Consider the following 20261-nt stretch of genomic DNA (forward strand, 5'->3'; position numbering starts at 1 on the left):
CGGCGGCAGCGACCAGGACAAGACGGCTGAGGGCACCCCGGTGGGCGAGCGGGGACCTCTGAAACCTGGCAGCATCGGCGCGGTGGGTTACGCCGAGCAGTTGAGAGTTCTGGCCGATCGCTGTGGCGTTGCCACGTCGTATGAGGGCTGGGACAAAGAACGCCGCGACGTCAGCGACGACACGTTGCGGCACATCTTGACCGCCCTTGGTGTGGCGGCTGGCTCGGAGAGTGAGATCCGTCGATCGCTCCAGGTTCTCGACGAGGCACCGTGGCGTCAGGTCCTGCCTCCTGTGGTCGTCATGGTCGAAGACGCGGTTGTCCCTGTTCCTGTCCACGTGCCCCATGGAGAGCCGGTCTCGGTGTGGGTGATCACCGAGGATGGCGAGCGGCTCAACGCTCCACAGCTGGACATCTGGGTCGATCCGAAGGAAATCGACGGCGAAATGATCGGGCGCGCAACGTTTGCCGTGCCGAATGGGTTGCCGACCGGGTGGCACACCCTGCACGCAGAGGTGGGCACCGGCACCCTGGCGCAGACCACACTCGCGGTGACGCCCAAGCGCCTGACAACGGCCGAGAAGCTGGGACCCCAGCAACGATGGGGCCTGACGACGCAGCTGTACTCGGTGCGGTCCGAACGGTCGTGGGGGATCGGGGATCTGTCCGATTTGGCCGACATCGCTTACATCGCAGGCTCGGTGCACGGCGCGGACTTCGTCTTGGCCAATCCACTGCACGCTGCACAACCGCAGCCCCCGCTCGAGACGTCCCCATATCTGCCGACAACCCGGCGGTTCGTCAATCCCATCTACATCAGGGTGGAGGACATCCCGGAAGCAGCGCGCCTCCCCGATGCCGAGTATCACGCCATGCGGCAGTTCGCCGACAAGTACTCACGGTGGAACCGAGACGCCGGCAAGATCCGCCGCAATTCTGTGTACCGGTCCAAACTCGAAGTGCTGGAGGCCATTCACGCGGTGCCGCTGAGCCCGCGCAGACGTGGCGAGTTCGACCGCTACCTCGAGGAGGAAGGCGAAGGCCTGCTCGGTTTCGCCACATGGTGCGCGCTCGTCGAGAAATACGGTGCCAACAGTCCGAAATGGGGTAAGTCGCTGAGGGATCCGGCACGGGTTGCCGAGCTCCGCGAAAAACTGGCCGGCCGGATCGCCTTCTACAGTTGGCTGCAATGGATCTGTGACGAGCAACTCGCCACCGCACAGGCTACGGCGGTCGCGGCCGGTATGGACATCGGCATCATCCACGACCTCGCGGTGGGAGTTCAGCACGGCGGCGCCGACGTCTGGGCACTCGGAGACGCTCTGACGCCTCGTGTGTCGGTCGGCGCCCCGCCTGATGCGTTCAACCAGCAGGGCCAGCTGTGGAACCAACCGCCTTGGCACCCATGGAAGTTGGCGGAACAGGGCTACCTCCCGTTCCGCGACATGCTCCGCACAGTCCTGCGACGTGCCGGAGGTTTGCGCATCGACCACATCCTGGGTTTGTTCCGGCTGTGGTGGATTCCTGAAGGCGAGTCGCCGGCAGCAGGTGCGTACGTGCATTACGACTACGAGGCCCTCATCGGAGTTCTCGTTCTCGAAGCCGAACGGGCCGGAGCAGTGGTGATCGGCGAAGACCTCGGCGTGTTCGAACCGATCGTGCAGGACTACCTGAGCGAGCGTGGCGTCCTCGGCACGTCCATTCTCTGGTTCGAACACGGTCCGGATGCACCCGTTCCCCCTGAGGAGTACCGGCGTCTGTGCCTGACCTCGGTCACCACGCACGACCTGCCGCCGACCGCCGGATATCTCGCAGCAGAACACATCAGGCTGCGGTCCGAACTCGGCCTGCTGGAGCAGGACGAGGCAACCGAGCGAGCGAACGATGCCCGCGACCGTGAGGCCATCCTCGACGTCGCCAGGGAGCGGGGGTTGCTGCCTGCCGATGCCGATGAGGAGCAGACGGTGGCTGCCCTGCATTCGCTCATCACGCGTAGTCCATCTATGCTGCTGGGCGTTGCACTCACCGATGCGGTCGGTGAGCGACGCATCCAGAACCAGCCGGGCACCGACTCGAGCCAGTACGCGAACTGGTCGGTTCCGCTGGCGGACGGGGACGGCAAGGCGGTACTGGTGGATGACTTGGCAGCGCACCCGCGTTTCACCCGTCTCGTGCGGTCCCTGCGCCGCACTGCCGCCGACTGAAACAGGCTCCGGCCACCGACTTGTCGGTCGGTGGCCGGAGCCGTTGGCGCGAAGGCGCGTTACTTGATGACGGCGTCGATCGTCTTCTTGAGAGCCGAAGGCTGCGCCGGACTGCGCGGCGCCTTCTTCTTGAGCTCGAGCAGGTGCTCACCCAGCTCTTGAAGTTCCTTGCGCCCCAATGCTTCTCGGACCTTGGGGAACCACTCTGATTCCTCTTCGTCGATGTGGTGCTCGACGTTCTCGATCAGTACGGTTGTCTTGGCATCGAACCGCTCGCTGTCGGGGCTCAGAGCAGCGAGTTCCATCACCAACACATCCGCGACGTGGTGCTCCTCGTAGGACTCGAGGATGTCGTCTTCGACATCGGGCACGCGCTTGCGCACATCGGGGTACATGCCCTCGTTCTCGATGTACGTGTGAACAGTGAGGGCCTCGATGATCTTGTTGACGATGTCGCCCTTCTTCTTTGTCGCGCCCTCACCGGCGGCGCGAAATTCTCGGAAGAGCTTCTTGATGTCTTTGTGGTCCTGCTTGAGAATGACGATCGCATCTGTGGACATGATCACTCCAGTTGTTGGTCGACGTGGCACGCCGTCCACGGGGCTGCGTGAACGACGTATCGATGAGCGCCCGAAAGCACTTACTGCACTGGGTCTGCCACGGCACAGCCGAGTCTTCTTCCCGGAGTCCGCCGCCTGAGCTTAGCCGTCGCCGGGCACTGTGCGAGTGGTCTTCGACGATCACTCACCTGATCAAGTCACGAGGCCGAATGGCTCACCAATCAAGGGCGGCAACAGCAATCGCCCCGGCTCCTGCGGATGTAAGCCGTTTGGCTTCCTGGACCCGCCGCGAGTGTGAGGGTCAGTCGTCGTTGTCTTCGCCGTCGCGATGGACCAATTCGGGAGTCACCTCACGCGTTGCCATGCCGCCCGAGCCACCCTCGTCGACAGGCCCGGGTCGTCCACCCTTGGGCTCCTCGACCTTGCTGTCTTCTGGCTTCTTCTTGTTGTCGGTCATTGTTCGATCCTATGCGTGGGCGTCGTCTTCACTGCTTCGGCGGATGGTCTTTGTGGACCAGATCAGCTGCCAATCGGGCAAGGGGAGTGTTGGTGTCCTGCGACAATTTGCGGAGCAGTTCGAATGCTTGCACGGCGTTGATGTCGAAACGCTCCATGATCATGCCCTTTGCCTGGCCGATGATGTCGCGGCTGGCCAGAGCGCTCATGAACTGCGAACCCCGTTCGGTCGCGGCCCACGCCACCGCGGCATGTGCCGCATAGACCTGGCCGATTTCCTCGGATTCTTCGGTGAACGCGAGCGGGGCGCGCGAGTAGAGCGTCAACGAACCCAGCGTCTCGCTGTGTGTGTACAGCCGGAAAGACATGAGCGAACGAAAGGGGGTGAGCGCGACCGCGTCTGCCGCGTAGGCCGGCCAGCGAGTCTCCGAAGTGAGGTCGTTGACCCGGACGACGGGCTGGTCCCAGGCGGCCACCAGGCATGGCCCCTGTCCGTGCTTGATCTGAATATCGTTGTGCAACTCGGCAATCGGATCCGTCGCTACCTGAGTGGTCAAGGTGTCCCGGTTGGTTGTGACAGTTATGCCGGCATACTCCGCACCGGGCACGTTCGACACCGCACCCTCGGCGACGTTTGCCAGTACAGACTGGAGATCGCGTTGTTCGGTGGCGTGAAGTTGCCGGGCCAACTCGGCAATGGCCGCATGTACATTCCGTGCGCCGTCGGTGTGGTTGGTCATGGTCGCCTCCTTGGGCCATCTGGCCGTCGAGCAGGTGTTCGTTGTAGGTCGTCGATCTAGGTCGCCCCGCCGCAGACGACCCGGTCTGCCGATTCGGCATCGAGCCGTCGCCGCCATACCCCGAGATTGCAGATGTCTAGTCGGAGTTGAGGTTTCACTCGAAGCAGGCATCCGCATCGTCTCCCGGGCACCACGCGCGGGCAAGCAACGCCAGGTTTAGACCATGCTCACGATCACTTCACCGTACCGCCGCCGACTCGAAGTAGTCGCATTCTCGGTCTCGGAGATCGGCTGGTTTGACTGCATCTGTAGCCGGGTATCGCGATTGCAGCGGTTGTTCATGTTCGGTTGCGCAGCAGACGGCCGCTAGGTGGTGTTCGACGCAACCCGGAGTCGAGAAATGAGCATGGCCGGGCATCGCCGCAAGGTCGGGTTCACCAGACGCCTCGTGCGTTGTGTCGGGGACGGTACCTCGGTATCGACCTGTGAGACCTGTGCCTTGCAATCAGGAACCGCAGATTCCGATTGAAAGAGGACCCATGTTCAAGCACACCGATTACCTGCAATTCGACGTCAAACCAGAAAAGCCGGACCCGGTCTATGCCCACAAACTGCAGGAACTCATCGGCGGCGCGTTCGGTGAGATGACAGTGACCATGCAATATCTCTTCCAGGGCTGGAACTGTCGCATGGAGGGCAAGTACAAGGACCTGATCATGGACATCGCCACCGAGGAGATCGGGCACGTCGAGATGTTGGCGGTCATGGTCGCGCGGCTTCTCGAAGGCGCACCTGCCACGGAGTCCAGCAAGGCTGCCGGCGGTGATCCAGTGGTCGCTGCTGTGATGGGCGGGATGGACCCGCAACAGGCGATTGTCGCCGGCGGCGGAGCACTTCCCGCCGACAGCAACGGTTACCCCTGGAACGGTCGCTATGTCATCGCAAGCGGCAACTTGCTAGCCGACTTCCGTGCGAACGTCACCGCGGAGTCTCAGGGTCGACTGCAGACAGCACGCCTCTACAACATGACTGACGACCCGGGCGTGAAGGCCATGCTGAAGTTCAATCTGGCCCGCGACACACACCATCAGAACCTCTGGTTGGCCGCGATCGAGGAATTGCAGGCTGATGGCCTGGCCAGCGTGGTTGCTCCTGATGCGCTCCTCGATGAAGAGCATGCAGAGCACGCGACCGACATCTGGCATCTGTCGGATGGAGAGTTCTCGTCGACCGGGGGATGGGCAAATCGCACTGCCCCCGACGGTATTCATCAGATGGGCTTCCTCGCCGATCCCCAGCCACTCGGAAACAAGGCGTCGACACCGCCGCCGGATCCGAAACTGTATGCGACCTACGACGGCTCGAAGGGCACGCCGCAGAATGCTCAGCTCGGTACCGAGAAGGGCGTCATGGGCAAGCTGAAGGACGCAATCCCGGACTGATCAGGGCTCGTCTGTCTCGGCAGCTGCCGGCCGGTTCATCCGGCCGGCAGCTGCGTGCTCGATGGGTGCCGACGCAGAACTGCCTCGCGCACCACCGCTCGATCATCGAAGGGTTGACTTCTCTCACCAGAGACGAGGGTGGGGGAGTGACCACGTCCGGCCACCACCACGACGTCGCCTTTCTCTGCTAGACCGACGGCGAGCTCGATTGCTGCGGCGCGGCCGGGTTGTTCGACGACGTGGGCGGCACAGGCTGCCCGGGCTCCGGCGACCACCGGTGCGCGCAGCTTCACAGGGTCTTCCGAATGGGGACTTTCGTCGGTGATCACCACGATGTCTGCCATACCGCCGGCGGTGAAGCCGAGCGGGAACCGTTTGCCGGGATCGCGATCGCCGGTCGCCCCGATCACTGCGATGACCCGACGCGACGTCAACGACCGAAGGAATGGGAAAACGGTCTGCTGGCCTGCGGCGTTGTGCATGTAGTCGACAAACGCCAGGAACGACTGCCCCGCATTGACGGGTTCGAGCCGACCCGGAATGCCGGTGAGCTTCTCGACACCACGAATCGCGGAGACGATGTCGTTTCCGGTGGCCGCGACCGCCGCGACCGCAGCCAACGCATTGTCCGCCTGAGCAGATCCGAGCAGCTGCAGATTCACGGGGAAGCGGCCATAGGGGCTGTGCAGGGTGAAGGACGTTCCGCGCGCGTGCGCTCGTACGTCCGCGGCGTAGAAGTCGGCTACTGGATCGGCAGTGGACACACTGACCGTCTCGATACCGATCTGGGCGGCGAGTCGGTTGCCGTACTCGTCGTCGATGTTGATCACACCCAACCGGCACCGCTCGGCGCGGAAGAGGGAGGCCTTGACCCTGAAGTACTCGTCCATGTTCGGATGGAAGTCGAGGTGGTCCGGGGAAAGATTCGTGAAGACGCCGGCACGCAGATATGTGCCATCAACCCTGCCGTACGCCAAACCGTGACTCGAGGCCTCGAACGCCACGGCATCGACACCTTGGTCGCGAAATGATGCGAGCGTCGCCTGCAGTGACGGCGCTTCAGGAGTGGTTCGGAGCCCGGGACAGTTTGTTCGCGGGCCTCGGACGACAACACCCGTGATGAGCCCGGTGGTGCGATGGCCCCCGGTGAGTGCCGCATCGATCAGGTAGGCAACCGACGTCTTACCGTTCGTGCCGGTTACGCCGTAGACGTCCATGTCACGTGAGGGGTCCCCGTAGACAGCCGAGGCCAGCGGACCGAGCACCGCCCGCGGTCTGTCCACCACCAGCGCAGGCAACATCGATGTGGGCGCATCGCTGACCACCGCGACGGCCCCTCGCCTGGCGGCTTCGCCGACGAAGTCCATTCCGTGGAATCGGTGACCAGGCAAAGCCACATAGATGTCGCCGGGCCGTACCTGCCTCGAATCGACACTGACGCCAGAGGCGAGAAGCCCTGGCGTCAGTGGATCGTCGTCGATATTGACGGGCACATGGAGGAATTCCGCCACGTCCCCGATCGTCATGTAGTTGTGAGTGTGCCGGCCATTGCGGCCGGGTTCGGGCTCACGCGCCGTGATCATCTACTCGGTGACCTGCACCGTGAGCCCGGACCGTACTCAGTTCTTGTTGTTGGCGCGCTCGGCCTGCCGCTTCGACTTCTCGGCGTCGGCCAATTCCTCGACTCGATCAGCCTGCGCACGCTTGCTCTCGGCGTCATCACGCTTGGCGGCGGCGTCCTGCGCCTTCGCCTTCGCCGCTGAGGTCGCCTTGTCTTCGGCGGCCTTGATCTTGGCTTGCTCATCGCGTTTTGCGGACTCGGCTGCCTGCTTACGCTTGGCGGCCAGCTCGTCGGCCTGTTGTTTCGCCTTGGCCGTTCTTTCCTCGGCGGCCTCTTCTGCGGCCTGCTTGCGCTCGGCGGCTGTTTGCTCGGCCTCTTTGATCTCGCGCTGCTTGTTCTCGCGGGCCTGCTTCTGCTCGTCGATCGCGTTGTCGCGCTTGGCCTTCAGCTCAGCGTCGGCCTGCTGACGCTTGCGCGTCGCCTCCTCTTCGAGCTGCGCCGCCCGACCCAGCTTCTCACTGCGCTCGGTCAGGGCCGAACCGCGCTTTTCGATGGCCGGATCACCGAGCAGACCGCCGATTGTGGAGTCGAGCACTCCGAGCGAACGCTCGTAGAGCAGGCGTGCGGGTGCTTCGGAGTCGAGCCGTGACACGACTCGGTCCTCGATCAACTGCAACGGGAATCGGGCAATCTTGTACTGCACGCGCAGTACTGCGAACGGAACTTGGATGACGTTCATGGGTGTACTCCTGAGTCTGATGAGCGCGTTGCTCTAAGAAAGGTCTGCCTGATCGGTGAGGCTGTCGGCCTGACGGCGGATTCGATCGGCCTCTGCCTGTGCGTCAGATGCCTCTTTGACCGACTCTTGATGCTCATCTGCGGCCTCGACCACGTCGTCGGCAGCATCGGCGAGCTCAGCGCGCTCCTCGGCCCTTGCCTGCTTCTCCTTGGCACGGGCGTCGAGCTCGGCCTGGGTCTGCTCGACCGCGACCTTCTTTTGTTCTTGCTGTTCTGCAGCACGCTTCTGAGTTTGCTGCGCCTCATGAGCAGCGCGCTCCGCTGCCGCCGTCTCCGCACTCACCTCGATGCGCTCTTCGGCGCTCTCGGCCCGGGCTTTCTGGGCCTGCGTCCGTGCCTGCTCGGCCTCGGCATCCGCAACGGCCTCGACGCTATTGGCTTCTTTGCGTTCCTGGGCCTGGGTCTGCTCGAGTTGGCCTTCGGCAGTCAGCGAGTCGTTGCCGGTCACGGCACCGGCAACCTCTTTGGCCTTGCCCTTGACCGAGTCGAAGAGGCCCTTGCGGGCCTGGTCGGCCTTGCTGTCCTCATTCATCTGAAAAGACTCCTTCTGGTGACATCTGTTCGAGTACTCGGTGTGAGTCTCGGTGGGTGTCTGCGGACAAGTGGTTCCCCGCGCCGGGCTGTTTGAACCGGATTTGGCCCGCCATTGTGACCGGGACCACAGAATGGTTTCGCTGGTCAGGGCTTCTCTTCGTGATGGCGTCGGCCGTGGGTGCGCCGACGCTGCTTCATCTCCGCCTCGAACACATGCCGGACACCGCCTTGGAGTTCATCCCTGATCTGTTGGTCGTGCTGTCGGAACTGCGACCAGTAGTTGTCGTCGAAGTCTTCGACGATCTGGAAGGTCCACCTGTCTTCGATCACATTCCGGCCGACCATGTCTTCCTGCAATCGGTCGGCCTGCTCGTGATGGCCGGCGTCGCGTAGTGCTTCGACCGCCTCTCCGAGCAGGAGGTCGGCGTGACCCATGAGCTGGTGGAAGGAGTAGAGGTGCCCACGCGCACGATCGGCGCATTCGAGAGCTTCGGACACTTTGCCGACGGCCGACACGGTGGCATCGGTGACCCCTTCGGGCCGGCGCTGATCGAGGGGTGCGGATTCACTATTTTTCGACACGTGCGAGCTGTACCCAGGTGCGGACGAAATATCCCACACGCCTAGGTGCCGCCGCAGGTGACCGGGCACACATTGATCTCAGGGTCCCGCGTCGGCTTGGTTCCTTCGACACCGAGGGGGCACCTGACGTTTCACCGCGGGTCACCCGGCCTCGCTAGTCTTCCGAGCGAGTCCAGATAAGGGGGCGCAATGGATTTTCGACATCTCAAGTCATTCATCACGCTCGCTGAAGAACTGCATTTCGGCAGGGCCGCCGCACGTCTGCATCTGTCACAGCCGTCGCTCAGTGCACAACTGCAGAAGCTGGAAAAGTCACTGGGTGTCACTCTCGTGGTCCGCACGTCCCACGAGGTCCAGTTGACATCGTCGGGTGTCGAGTTCGCCAAGCAGGCCAGAGTGGTGGTCGCACAGATGGAAAAGGCTGTCGATGTCGCGAAGTCGACAGCCGCCGGCCAGGTCGGATCTCTGAACATCGGTTACAACTTCCCGGCGAGCAGACACGTCCTGCCCGCGGCGTTGACCAGGCTCAACGAGCGGCACCCCAGGATGGCAGTGTCTCTGTGGGAGAAGCGCACGGGACCACAACTCGGCGGGCTCCAGGACGGTTCGCTCGACGTCGCCCTGGTCTACGGTCGGCCGCAGCTGCCGGGATTGCGGGCCAGGTTGCTGTTGTCCAAGGTTCCCATCGTGGCCGTGGTCGGTCGCTCGCATCCGTGGGCCGGCCGGTCGAGCGTGCAATGCGCAGAGCTGGCCGCCGAACGATGCGTGCTGTTCGCCCGCGAACAGTGCCCCGCGATGTACGACGTGATCGTCGCTGCGGCGACGGAGGCCGGGGTTTCACTGACGATCGCGCAGACCTCGGACGACCCGAGCGGGACAGCGCACATGGTTGCGGTGAAACCATATGTCGCATTTGCATCGCTGTCGCGAGCGGCGGCAGTGGGCATGGGCACCGCGGGTGCGTCCTCCGTGGCGGTCAAACTCGTTGACCCGATTCCCACCATCGACCTGTACATGGTGTGGTCGGCTTCCACGGTGAACAGCGCGGTGGATGCCTTCGTCGAATGCGTCGACGAGATATGTGACGAGGACGAAACAGCCAGGCGCGCCGGAACGTTGGCAGCTCAGTCACAGAACACTCCTCCAGATGCGCATTCGCAGAACGTGTCCAGGACCTCGTCGTCCCGGGTCCCGGCACAATCTCCGGCCGGCCCGGGCCACCGGATTGCTGCTGTTCACTGACTGCCATAGGCAAAACCTCTGGCACGGTCGGAAAGTGACGCTCGTACTGCCCTGCCGGAAGGCCACGAACAACCATTGTTCTCATGAAGCAGATATCGCACGGCGGTACCGGCCTTGACCTCCTGGCCGACGAGAACCTGTACGACCGGGTTCGAAAAGTGTTCGGAAGCAATTCTTTACGGCAGATACTCGTCGCGGGTGCGGATGGAACCGCGCTGTCCGGCGCCCAGGCCGACGACGAGGTTCGCCAGCGTGCGGGGATCCTCTCCGAGCGTGGTGTGCGCCGGGGTGATCGGGTTGCGATCCTGTCGACAACCAGCCTCGACTGGGTGCTGATCGACCTTGCTGTTCTCGCGCTCGGAGCCGTGGTGGTTCCGGTGTACCCGACGTCGTCCGCCCACCAGATCGCGCACATTCTGGCCGATTCGGGGGCGGTACTGGGCATCGCCGACACCGACACGGACAGTGATCGACTCGTCGAAGGGGGCGTACCGGCGATCACCTTCGACGATCTGATCGACGCGTCGGCGGCCGCGCTCGACATCGAGGACACTCTGGCAGCGTGTGTGGCCGACGACGTCGCGATGATCGTATACACCAGCGGCACAACGGGTCCCGCGAAGGGATGTGTCATCTCCCACCGCAACATGTTCGCAGCGGCGTCGAACACCGTGCTGCGAACCGGTGACATGTTCGTCGATCCAACAGCGGTGACAGCTCTGGCTTTGCCACTGTCGCACGTGTTCGGTCAGACGATTTTGTTCGCCGGTTTGCTGGGCGGCACCAAGACCCACTTCATCAGCAGCATCCCTGAGCTGATCCCGCAACTTCCCTCGATCTCGCCGAACTTTCTCGCCCTGGTGCCTTACGCACTGGAGAAGATCCGCAAGATCGCCCGGCAAGGTCTCACCCCGGCAGACGAGGCCGGAGCGATCGCGCGTGGTCACACGGCGTTGACGTCGACCGAACTCGAAGCCTCCGAACCCGTTGCCGGATTGCTCGGCGGTCGCCTGACCAACGTGATCTCAGGTGGCGCATCGCTCGATGCGACAACTGTTGCGTTCTATGCGGGGTTCGGGGTGCGACTCCTCAACTGTTACGGCATGACAGAGACCGCCACCGCCGTGACGGTCAACGAGCCCACGACCAACCGGGTCGGCACTGTGGGACGCCCCATCCCGGGGACGACGGTCGCGATCGCCGACGACGGCGAAGTGCTTGTGGGAGGAGTGAACGTCAGCCGTGGGTACTGGGGCGCGGCCGCGGACAAGACCGCCGTGGACGCGGAGGGATGGCTCCACACCGGCGACATCGGCGAGCTGGACGCCGACGGGTACCTCGTCATCACGGGCCGCAAGAAGGAGATCCTGGTGACCAGCGGGGGAAAGAACGTCGCCCCCACACCACTCGAGGACAGGATCCGCCTGCACCCGCTGGTGAGCAATTGCATCGTCATCGGCGACGGCCGACCATTTGTCACCGCACTGGTGACGCTGGATCAGGCCCAGTACGCTCGCTGGCGGAAAGAAACGACGGACGCCACCGACGACCTCACGGATACACGGTTGACCCGCGCTGTGCAGCAGGCGATCGACGATGCCAACAGCCTGGTGTCGCGTGCCGAGTCCATTCGCGAGTTCCGAATCGTCGACGGTGACTTCACGGTGCAGGAAGGCCTCCTGACCTCATCGTTGAAACTCAAGCGCAGCAACATCATCGACACACACCGGCATCTTGTCGATGAGCTGTACGCAATCCGGGTGTAACCAGTCCGTAGCAGCATGAACGCGCGATGAATTCTGAAAGCTGTTAGCTGGCAATAGCTTACGTCGATGGACCGATGAGACTACGCATGACGGCCTGGAGCCCTCATCCATTCCGCAGAAGACTGAAGTCATCACACATCAGATCGCACTGATCGCAGGGAGAATCGCATGTACGACGTAATCGTGGTCGGCACCCGGGTTTCGGGATCGTCGGTGGCAATGTTGTTGGCACGCAGTGGGCTCAAGGTGCTCGCGGTCGACGGGGCAACATTCCCGAGCGACACGGTCTCCACCCACTACATCCACCAGGCCGGGCTGTCCCGACTGCAGGATTGGGGACTGCTCGACCGGGTGATCGCCAGCGGCTGCCCGCCCATTCGGCACCTGAACTTCTCTTACACCGACATCGCACTGAGCGGAATGGCCGACCCCATCGACGGAATCGATGCGGTGTACTGCCCTCGCCGGACTGTGCTCGATTCCATTCTCGTTGATGCCGCGCGTGAGGCCGGTGCCGAGATGATCGAGGGATTCACTGTGCGCGACCTGATCTTCGAGGGTGACCAGGTGGTGGGTATCCGCGGCAGCCGCGCCGGTGGGTCCACCGAAGAGTTCAGAGCCGCCTTCGTGGTCGGAGCGGACGGCGCGAACTCCACCGTGGCCAAGCGTGTCGACGCGCAGAAGTACGACCAGTCGGCCGGCGCATGCTTCGTCTACTACTCGTACTACTCCGGGCTCGACTGGGGCATGCAACATCGCACCGGTTTCGGGGAACAGCAGTTCGCCGCATGGCCGACGAACGACGATCTCTATCTTGTTGCCGTGATGCGCAAGCGCGACCGTCTCAAGGAGTTCCGTAAGGACCCCGATGCGAACATCCAGGAGATCGTGGACGCCATCGACCCGAAGTACGGAGAGAGCCTCCGTGACAACGGCACCCGGGTGGAGCGGTTGCGGCCGATGACCTACCCGGACAATTACCGCCGTACCTCTTTCGGCCCGGGGTGGGCATTGGTGGGCGACGCCGGCTATCACAAGGACCCGTTCACGGGCTGGGGCATCACCGACGCCTTCAAGTATGGCGAGATGCTCGCGCATCGCCTGGTGGAAGGCCTGGGCGGCCAGCGCCCGTTGTACGACGCCCTCGCCTCCTATCAAGCCGATCGGGACGCTCAGAGTGCCGGGACGTACGAACTCACCAAGAGCATCTCGGAGCTCTCCTTGACCCCGTACTACGACTCGGTCTTCCGGGCTGCGAGCAAGAGCCCTGACTACACGACGAAGTTCTTCGGTCTCATTGCCGGTGGGTACCCGGGTGAAGAGTTCTTCGCGCCCGACAATCTCGCAGAGTTGTACGCGACCGTCGATCTGCCGGTCGGCGATCGGCACCTGGTCCAGGCATGAGCGGCTACGGGCTATGTGCCATCGGCGACAGTTTCGTCGAAGGCCGGGGCGATGAGAATGCCGGTGGCGGCTTCCGCGGATGGGTTCCTCGACTTGCCGGCCAACTCGGCCTCCGCTCGGCCAAGGTCTGCAACCTCGGCGCGCACGGCGCCACCAGCTCCGTTGTGATCAGTGACCAACTCGAGCGGGCAATCAGCGCGCGGGCACCATTGACCGGAGTCATCGTGGGCGTCAACGACCTTGTCAGCGACTTCGACCGAAATCGATTCAGCGACAACGTGAACACCATCTTCGAGACATTGAGAGCTGTATCACCGACCGTGTTCACGGCCACCTACCCCGACATCCCGGCTCGTCTGCCGGTCCCCGCATCGTTCGCCGATCTGCTCCGCGAACGTTTCGAGTACGCGAACACCGTACTGGCCGACGTGTGCGACCGCACCGAAACAGTGCTGCTGGACATCGCTGCCGACCGGCAGTGGGCGCGCAGTGACCTCTGGTCGGCAGACGGATTGCACCCCAATGCGCTCGGGCACAGCACTTTTGCGCAGTCCATTGCGGCAACCATCGCACGGCGTGCGGACACGGACCTCGCGGCCTGACCCGATCGATCCTCGCACTACCAACTCCAGTGGAGACAGACGTGACACTCGCATCACCCCACGACGCGGCCGGCCACGGCCCCGAATCGAGCGATCCCAGAAGCGATTCGCCGCAGTCCGATGGACCCGACACCGAATATGTGAACCGGCGGCTGGCCGACACCCCGATCGCGATCGTCGGCATGTCAGCGCTGCTACCCGGCGCCAAGAACATCCGAGATTACTGGCAGAACATCGTCGACGGGACGGACTGCACCACCGAGGTGCCGCAGTCGCGGTGGGACCTGGAGGACTACTACGACGCAGACAGGACTGCGCCTGACAAGACCTATTCCAATCGGGGTGCGTTCATCCCGGACGTCGAGTTCGATCCCATCGAGTTCGGTATGCCACCGAATCAGCTCGAGGTGACCAGCACCATGCAGACTCTGAGTCTTGGTGTTGTGCGTGACCTCCTCGGAGACGCCGGCGCAAAGGATTCGTCCTGGTATGACCCTTCCCGCACCGGCGTCGTCATCGGCACCACCGGTCCGGTGCCTCTGATGCATCCTCTTGCCGCCCGGCTGTCGACACCGGTCCTCAAGGCGGCCGCTCGTAGCTGCGGTCTCAGCGAGGCCGACACCGAGGCCGTTGCCGAGAAGTACGTGGCCGCCTTTGCGCCGTGGGAAGAGAATTCGTTTCCAGGCCTCCTCGCCAACGTCGTCGCAGGGCGTATCGCCAACAGGTTCGGCCTCGGCGGTATGAACTGCACCGTCGATGCCGCCTGCGCCGCATCGCTGGCAGCCATTCGTACCGCGATCGCGGAGTTGGTCGACGGCCGAGCAGACACGATGATCACCGGTGGTGTCGACACAGAGAACTCGATCTTCATCTACCTCTGTTTCTCCAAGGTCGGCGCGCTGTCGCCGACCGGGCAGATCAGCCCCTTCTCGGACAACGCCGACGGCACGCTCCTCGGTGAGGGCATCTGCATGCTTGCCCTGCGTCGACTGTCGGACGCACGTCGGGACGGCAACAAGGTCTATGCGGTCATCAAGGGAATCGGGTCATCGAGTGACGGACGATCCAACAGCATCTACGCTCCCCACGCCGATGGCCAGCGGGTGGCGCTCCAACGTGCGTACGACGATGCCCGCTGCGAGCCTTCGTCGGTCGAACTGTTCGAGGCACACGCCACCGGTACAGCAGTCGGCGACAAGACCGAACTCACCGCACTTGGAAAGATGCTGCGTGCCAACACCGATGAGGAGGCGTTTGCTGCGCTCGGTAGTGTCAAATCGCAGATCGGGCACACCAAAGGCGCAGCCGGTACAGCCAGCCTGATCAAACTGGCGCTTGGCCTGCATCACAAGATCCTGCCGGGCACCATCAACGTGAGCCGTCCCAACCCGGTCATCACAGATGGCGCGCCCTACTACGTCAACAGCCTCACCCGCCCCTGGGTGCTCGATCCACATCGCCCGGTGCGGAGGGCGGCGGTCTCGGCAATGGGATTCGGCGGCACGAACTTTCACATGGTTCTCGAGGAAGCAGACACGGACCGAAGTGAGGTGCGGACCTGGCACCAGACGCCGACGGCGTCGCTCTGGCACGCGCAGGACGTGCCGGCGCTCATCGAGAAACTCCAGAGCGGTTCGCCGGTCGATGGGGGCGACATCCCGCCAACCGACGCCAGAATCGGCTTCGTGTGGGTCGACGAGGAACAGCGCACCCGGCTCATCGAGGTCGCGTTGGAGACATTGGCGCGCGACGCTGACTCGCCGGCCTGGAATCACCCAGAAGGCATATATTTTCGCCGGCATGCGCAGGCCGACCTCAAGGTGGGCGCACTGTTCTCCGGACAGGGCAGCCAGTACGTCAACATGGCGTCGTCCTCGGCCATGAACCTACCGCCGGTGGCAGGGGCCTTTGATGACGCCAACGCCGCTTTCGAAGGTGTGAAGCGCCGACTCGGCTCCATCGTGTTCCCGCCCCCGGCCTTCGACGACGATGAACGGGCCGAGCAGGAGGAGCTCCTCAAGCTCACAGAGCATGCGCAACCGGCGATCGGAGCGGTATCGGTCGGTCAGTACCGATTCCTGTCAGAACTGGGCTTCACCGCCGAAGCGTTCGGCGGACACAGTTTCGGGGAGCTGGGCGCGCTCTGGGCGTCCGGCGCACTCGAGACCGGAGACTACTTCCGGCTGGCGCGCGCTCGCGGCGCCGCGATGGCAAAAGATTCGGGCTCGGACCGGGGAGCGATGTTGGCCGTTCGCGCTTCGCGCTCGGACGTCGACGAGCTGGTCGACCGCACCGACGACGTTTACGTGTGCAATCACAATGCCCCTGACCAAGTGGTGGTCGGTGGTGGCAGTGAAGCCGTGGCGGACTTCGCCGAACAATGCGCTGAGCTCGGCTGGAACACAAGGGCATTGCCGGTGTCGGCGGCGTTCCATACGCCTTATGTCGCACACGCCACCGGCACGTTCCGCGAGGCGGTGGACTCGGTCACCATCGGCGCCCCCCAGGGCGCGGTGTACGGAAACGATCCCGAACGTGCCTACGGACCCGACGCCGCAGGCAACGCCGACATCCTCGTCGATCAATTGATGCACCCCGTCGAGTTCGTGGCGGTACTCCGAGGAATGCGCGACGCGGGCTGCACGACCTTCGTCGAGTTCGGTCCCAAACAGGTGCTCACGTCTCTGGTTCGGCGCACGCTGGGTGATGAGGTCATCGCGATTCCCACCGACATCGGACCGATGGGAGACGGGGACCTCGGGCTCAAACGGGCCGCGGTCGCCCTGGCGGTGTTGGGAATGCCGTTGTCCGGCATCAATCGGTATCAGGCCGACCCGCCGGCCCCACCGCGCACGTCGGCGATGGCGGTCACCATCTCAGCACCGGAATACGTTCCGGAAACCCGTCGTAAGGCGTACGCCGACGTACTGGCCAACGGCTATCGGATCAAGACGGTGGGCACTGACGACCTCGATGACCCCGTTCGACCCGCTCCGGTCCGCCCCCAACCGCTCGATGCCGACGAACACCCGACGACCACACCACTCACACCCGTAGAACGTCCTGAGGAGTTCACAGTGACACAACACCTTTCCCGCGCCGGGGACCCGAATGACGGTCACCTGAACTCGGCATTGAATCAGCACCTCGACACCCACCGCGAGTTCCTGGGGGCCCAACTCGGAATCGCTCGCGACCTCGCCGACGCGCTGCGTCGCGGCAACCTCGACGACGGATCGATCCGAGCGATCGAAGCGGTCAGCAATCAGTCGGTCGCATTGAGTGACAGCCATTCCCAGGCAGCCCACGTGTTGGTCGGGCTCGCCGAGCTCGAAGCAGGGTTGTCGCCTGAGGCAACTGCGGTCCCGGCCCGCGCTCGGCGGTCTGTCACCGTTCAGTCGTCGCCGGCGCCCGCCATCTCCGCACCAGTCGGCACGGAGCCGTCACGGTCCGATCAGACGCCGAACGCTCCGGCCGCGCACACTGCCCGGCAGGACAATGCTGCATCGGTCAGCACCACCTCGACGCCTCCGGCCGAGCCCTCGATACCCGGTTCGGATCTGTCGGAGCCGGCCGCCGAGCCCTCCGCGGCCCCTAGCGTGCCGGCAGTGGACGGGAACGAGGCTGCTGCCGATGACCTGCACACCGCCCTTCGGGAGGTCATCGCCGAAAAGACCGGGTATCCGGTCGAGATGATCGGCAGCACGATGGATCTCGAGTCCGACCTGGGCGTCGACTCGATCAAACGGGTTCAGGTGCTCGGAGCGGTACAGGAGCGGTTCCCACATCTACCGAGTCTGGGTCCCGAGCAACTCGGTGAGCTTCGAACGATCGACCAAATCGTCGAGGTCATCTCCGAGGGGAGTGATGCTTACCCAAAAGCGCCGGCCGCGGTGGCGCCGCGGCTCACTGATCACGCCCTGACCTCAGAGCACACTGATCCGATCTCCGTAATTCCTTCGGCCGAACGGACACCGGTCGAACTCGTCGCCCTGCCTCGGATCGACCGCGCTGTCGACGTGTTCACTGCCGATCCGACCGCATCCCTGTTCATCGTCGGGAACGTCAGCTCCCGGCTCGTCGACGCGCTGTCCGAAGCACTGCGGGCGCAGCGCTGGCGGGTGACGGGCTCACATGCGCACTCCGGCACCAACGGTTCGTCCGAAACTGCAACGGATCAGCCGGCGGAATCGCAGGCTGACCTCTGCGTGGTGATCCTGGGTGAGCCGACGACGATCTCAGAGGCTCAACAAGTTCTCACCGACTCGATCCTCGCCATCAAGGCAGCCTCCAAAGCACTCATCCCGAGGGATCGGCGCGCCGCCTTGCTGGCAGTCACCACCGTCGACGGTGCCCTCGGCTTCGGCGACCTCGATGTCGACCCGGTGGCGGCCATGGCCGCCGGCATCGGCGGTGCAGTGAAGACTCTTGCTGCGGAAAGGCCCGAGCTGTTCTGCCGCACAGTGGATGTCAATCCTCTGGTCGACCCGGACCAGTTCGCCCGGACGATCATCGACGAGTCACACGATTCGGCGGTCGACACCCTCGAGGTGGGTGTCGGTGAGCTGGGGGAGCGGCACACCCTGGTTCCCAGCGGACACGGAGCCCCGTCCACAGAGTTGTCTGCGGTCGGTGAGGACCCGCTCCACGACATGTCGGTGGGCGCGGACGATCTCCTGGTGGTGTCCGGCGGAGCCCGCGGCGTGACCGCCCTCTGTGTTCGTGAACTGGCCGCCCGCACCGAAGCCCGCTTCATCCTTTTGGGGCGCACCGATCCTTCACCGGACCCGGATTGGGCGAAGGGAGTCGACGACGCCTCGCTACAGGGTGCGGCGATCAGGGCGTTGGCCGGAAGTGGATTGACGCCCCGCGACATCAACGCTCGCTGTGCGGGCGTGCGGGCGGGACGCGAGATTCGGGAAACCTTGGACGCGCTGGGAGAACGTGGGCGATACCTGAGCGTCGATGTGACCGACGCCGACGCATTGCGCACTGCGCTTGCGCCCTACAGGCAGTCGGTCACGGGCATCATCCACGGTGCAGGTGTTCTTGCCGACTCACTGATCGCGACGAAAGAAGATTCAGAGATCGCGCGGGTCCTCACCCCGAAACTGCGTGGGATCGACGCGCTGATGGACGCCTTGGACTCTGCCACCGATGACTCGCCGGTCGAGCACCTGGTGTTGTTCACCTCCGTGGCCGGGCTCTTCGGCAATCGGGGTCAGAGTGATTACGCCACCGCCAACGAAGCCCTGGGTCGATTCGCGGTTGCCACGAAGCGTCGGCACCCTGACCTTCACGTCACCGCCATCGACTGGGGAGCGTGGGACGCCGGCATGGTCGATGACGTGCTACGGGCGCACTTCCGCGACAACGGGGTCGAGTTACTCCACCCACGAACCGGCGCAGTGGCTTTCGCAGAACAGTTCTCGGCAGAACGCAGGGACGATGTAGTGGTCTTGATCGGGCCGACGCGTCCGTTGGCTTCCGGGTCCGCCACGGATCCGGTTGCCTTCACCGCACACCGCGTCATCGAGGATCTGGCGCGCCACCCGATCATCGAGGCGCACCGGATCGGCGAGAAGGTGGTCCTCCCCGCCACTTTCGCACTCGGCGCGATGATCAACGTGGCAGAGAGAGCGTTGCCGGGTCGATGCGTCCGAGGGGTCAGAGACTTCCGTGTACTCAACGGCGTCTCCTTCCCGTCGGGTTCGACGGTTCCGCAGCTGCTGGTACATGCCGAGCCGACACGCGACGCGACCACGTTGTCGGTCCGGGTCACGAGTGTTGACGGTGAACGCGTCATCCCTCATTACGTCGCTCAGCTCCTGTTGGCCGACAACGAGCCGCCGACCGCATTCGATCCCGACTGGGGCCACGTCGGCAAGGACGCTCAGTTCATCTACGACGAGGGGCGGCAGTTCCACGGACCAGCCCTTCGTGGGCTCGCGGAGGTTCTGGAGTTGTCCGAATCGCGATTGGTGGTCACCGCCTCGCTACCCGAAGCGGTTGTGGCGCTTGGTGCGTATCAGGGAATGTTGCACAATCCCGTGCAAGCCGACCTGATCCTGCAGGTGCCACCGGTACTCGCGCACAGCGCGCTGGGAGCGGCGTGCCTGCCGATGGGCGTGGGTTCCATAGACTTCTACCACCAACTGCCGACCGGCGAGGCATTCACCATCGTCGCCGACAATCTCAGGCGCGATGCGTTGTCGGCCACTGTTGATGCGGTGGCGGTCGCGCAGGACAACACGGTCTTGCAACGCTGGAACGACGTGTCGGTGGTCACCGCGCCGGACCTTTCAGCAATGTTCCTTGAGTCGGCCCGGCAATGGAACTGACCACCCGGGACCGCGCATCGAAGACAGGAA

General features: G+C 63.9%; 14 protein-coding genes. 7 read left to right on the forward strand and 7 right to left on the reverse strand.

The features are described from left to right. Positions 1 to 82: 82 nt before the first annotated feature. The gene (gene malQ / locus KXR83_RS11095; protein ID WP_437424958.1) at positions 83 to 2203 is read left to right on the forward strand and encodes a 4-alpha-glucanotransferase; all 2121 of its coding nucleotides are present in this window, start codon (positions 83 to 85) and stop codon (positions 2201 to 2203) included. 59 nt (positions 2204 to 2262) lie between these two features. Here the strand turns inward: malQ and KXR83_RS11100 are convergent, their stop codons facing one another. From KXR83_RS11100 to KXR83_RS11110, 3 genes are all read right to left on the reverse strand, one after another. Beyond that, a complete protein-coding gene (locus KXR83_RS11100; RefSeq protein ID WP_030162860.1) occupies positions 2263 to 2763 on the reverse strand; it encodes a hemerythrin domain-containing protein in 501 nt (166 codons plus the stop codon). 301 nt (positions 2764 to 3064) lie between these two features. Further along, on the reverse strand, positions 3065 to 3220 hold the full coding sequence (locus KXR83_RS11105) for a hypothetical protein (RefSeq protein ID WP_437424870.1): 156 nt from the start codon (positions 3218 to 3220) through the stop codon (positions 3065 to 3067). Between the two features lie 28 nt (positions 3221 to 3248). Beyond that, complete coding sequence (locus KXR83_RS11110) at positions 3249 to 3959, reverse strand: GAF and ANTAR domain-containing protein (protein ID WP_437424871.1); 711 nt, start codon at positions 3957 to 3959, stop codon at positions 3249 to 3251. 539 nt (positions 3960 to 4498) lie between these two features. On the opposite strand from KXR83_RS11110, the gene KXR83_RS11115 reads away from it, so the two are divergent. Beyond that, on the forward strand, positions 4499 to 5401 hold the full coding sequence (locus KXR83_RS11115) for a manganese catalase family protein (RefSeq protein WP_437424872.1): 903 nt from the start codon (positions 4499 to 4501) through the stop codon (positions 5399 to 5401). Between the two features lie 35 nt (positions 5402 to 5436). Here KXR83_RS11115 and KXR83_RS11120 read toward each other — a convergent pair whose 3' ends face one another. The 4 genes from KXR83_RS11120 to KXR83_RS11135 form a co-directional block, all read right to left on the reverse strand. Beyond that, positions 5437 to 6927, reverse strand: a complete 1491-nt coding sequence (locus KXR83_RS11120; RefSeq protein WP_437424873.1) for a Mur ligase family protein — start codon at positions 6925 to 6927, stop codon at positions 5437 to 5439. Between the two features lie 93 nt (positions 6928 to 7020). Continuing rightward, the gene (locus KXR83_RS11125; protein WP_437424874.1) at positions 7021 to 7701 is read right to left on the reverse strand and encodes an IF2 family translation initiation factor; all 681 of its coding nucleotides are present in this window, start codon (positions 7699 to 7701) and stop codon (positions 7021 to 7023) included. Positions 7702 to 7734: 33 nt separating this feature from the next. Continuing rightward, positions 7735 to 8292: a CsbD family protein gene (locus KXR83_RS11130; RefSeq protein ID WP_437424875.1), complete on the reverse strand. Its 558-nt coding sequence runs from the start codon at positions 8290 to 8292 to the stop codon at positions 7735 to 7737. Between the two features lie 146 nt (positions 8293 to 8438). Further along, the gene (locus tag KXR83_RS11135) at positions 8439 to 8876 is read right to left on the reverse strand and encodes a hypothetical protein (protein ID WP_437424876.1); all 438 of its coding nucleotides are present in this window, start codon (positions 8874 to 8876) and stop codon (positions 8439 to 8441) included. A 189-nt stretch (positions 8877 to 9065) separates the two neighbouring features. Here KXR83_RS11135 and KXR83_RS11140 point away from each other — a divergent pair, with 189 nt between their 5' ends. The 5 genes from KXR83_RS11140 to KXR83_RS11160 all read left to right on the forward strand — a co-directional run bounded on the left by KXR83_RS11140 (position 9066) and on the right by KXR83_RS11160 (position 20231). Continuing rightward, on the forward strand, positions 9066 to 10118 hold the full coding sequence (locus KXR83_RS11140; RefSeq protein ID WP_437424877.1) for a LysR family transcriptional regulator: 1053 nt from the start codon (positions 9066 to 9068) through the stop codon (positions 10116 to 10118). Positions 10119 to 10201: 83 nt separating this feature from the next. Next, positions 10202 to 11884: an AMP-dependent synthetase/ligase gene (locus KXR83_RS11145; protein WP_437424878.1), complete on the forward strand. Its 1683-nt coding sequence runs from the start codon at positions 10202 to 10204 to the stop codon at positions 11882 to 11884. A gap of 168 nt (positions 11885 to 12052) precedes the next feature. Then, entirely contained in the window at positions 12053 to 13288 is a 1236-nt protein-coding gene (locus KXR83_RS11150; RefSeq protein WP_247208826.1) for an NAD(P)/FAD-dependent oxidoreductase, read from the forward strand. Beyond that, on the forward strand, positions 13285 to 13890 hold the full coding sequence (locus tag KXR83_RS11155; protein WP_437424879.1) for an SGNH/GDSL hydrolase family protein: 606 nt from the start codon (positions 13285 to 13287) through the stop codon (positions 13888 to 13890). The genes KXR83_RS11150 and KXR83_RS11155 overlap by 4 nt, the downstream gene beginning before the upstream one ends. A gap of 41 nt (positions 13891 to 13931) precedes the next feature. After that, positions 13932 to 20231, forward strand: coding sequence for a beta-ketoacyl synthase N-terminal-like domain-containing protein (locus KXR83_RS11160; RefSeq protein WP_437424880.1), 6300 nt, complete (start codon positions 13932 to 13934; stop codon positions 20229 to 20231). The last annotated feature ends 30 nt before the right edge of the window (positions 20232 to 20261 follow it).

This window comes from Williamsia muralis (genome assembly GCF_051487485.1).
Taxonomy (GTDB): Bacteria; Actinomycetota; Actinomycetes; order Mycobacteriales; family Mycobacteriaceae; genus Williamsia; species Williamsia muralis_B.

What these genes read in the sequence shown, in the direction of transcription:
- KXR83_RS11100 (WP_030162860.1), bottom strand. Translation starts at nt 2,763, where the DNA reads ATGTCCACAGATGCGATCGTCATTCTCAAGCAGGACCACAAAGACATC.
- KXR83_RS11105 (WP_437424870.1), bottom strand. Translation starts at nt 3,220, where the DNA reads ATGACCGACAACAAGAAGAAGCCAGAAGACAGCAAGGTCGAGGAGCCC.
- KXR83_RS11110 (WP_437424871.1), bottom strand. Translation starts at nt 3,959, where the DNA reads ATGACCAACCACACCGACGGCGCACGGAATGTACATGCGGCCATTGCC.
- KXR83_RS11115 (WP_437424872.1), top strand. Translation starts at nt 4,499, where the DNA reads ATGTTCAAGCACACCGATTACCTGCAATTCGACGTCAAACCAGAAAAG.
- KXR83_RS11120 (WP_437424873.1), bottom strand. Translation starts at nt 6,927, where the DNA reads ATGACGATCGGGGACGTGGCGGAATTCCTCCATGTGCCCGTCAATATC.
- KXR83_RS11125 (WP_437424874.1), bottom strand. Translation starts at nt 7,701, where the DNA reads ATGAACGTCATCCAAGTTCCGTTCGCAGTACTGCGCGTGCAGTACAAG.
- KXR83_RS11130 (WP_437424875.1), bottom strand. Translation starts at nt 8,292, where the DNA reads ATGAATGAGGACAGCAAGGCCGACCAGGCCCGCAAGGGCCTCTTCGAC.
- KXR83_RS11140 (WP_437424877.1), top strand. Translation starts at nt 9,066, where the DNA reads ATGGATTTTCGACATCTCAAGTCATTCATCACGCTCGCTGAAGAACTG.
- KXR83_RS11145 (WP_437424878.1), top strand. Translation starts at nt 10,202, where the DNA reads ATGAAGCAGATATCGCACGGCGGTACCGGCCTTGACCTCCTGGCCGAC.
- KXR83_RS11150 (WP_247208826.1), top strand. Translation starts at nt 12,053, where the DNA reads ATGTACGACGTAATCGTGGTCGGCACCCGGGTTTCGGGATCGTCGGTG.
- KXR83_RS11155 (WP_437424879.1), top strand. Translation starts at nt 13,285, where the DNA reads ATGAGCGGCTACGGGCTATGTGCCATCGGCGACAGTTTCGTCGAAGGC.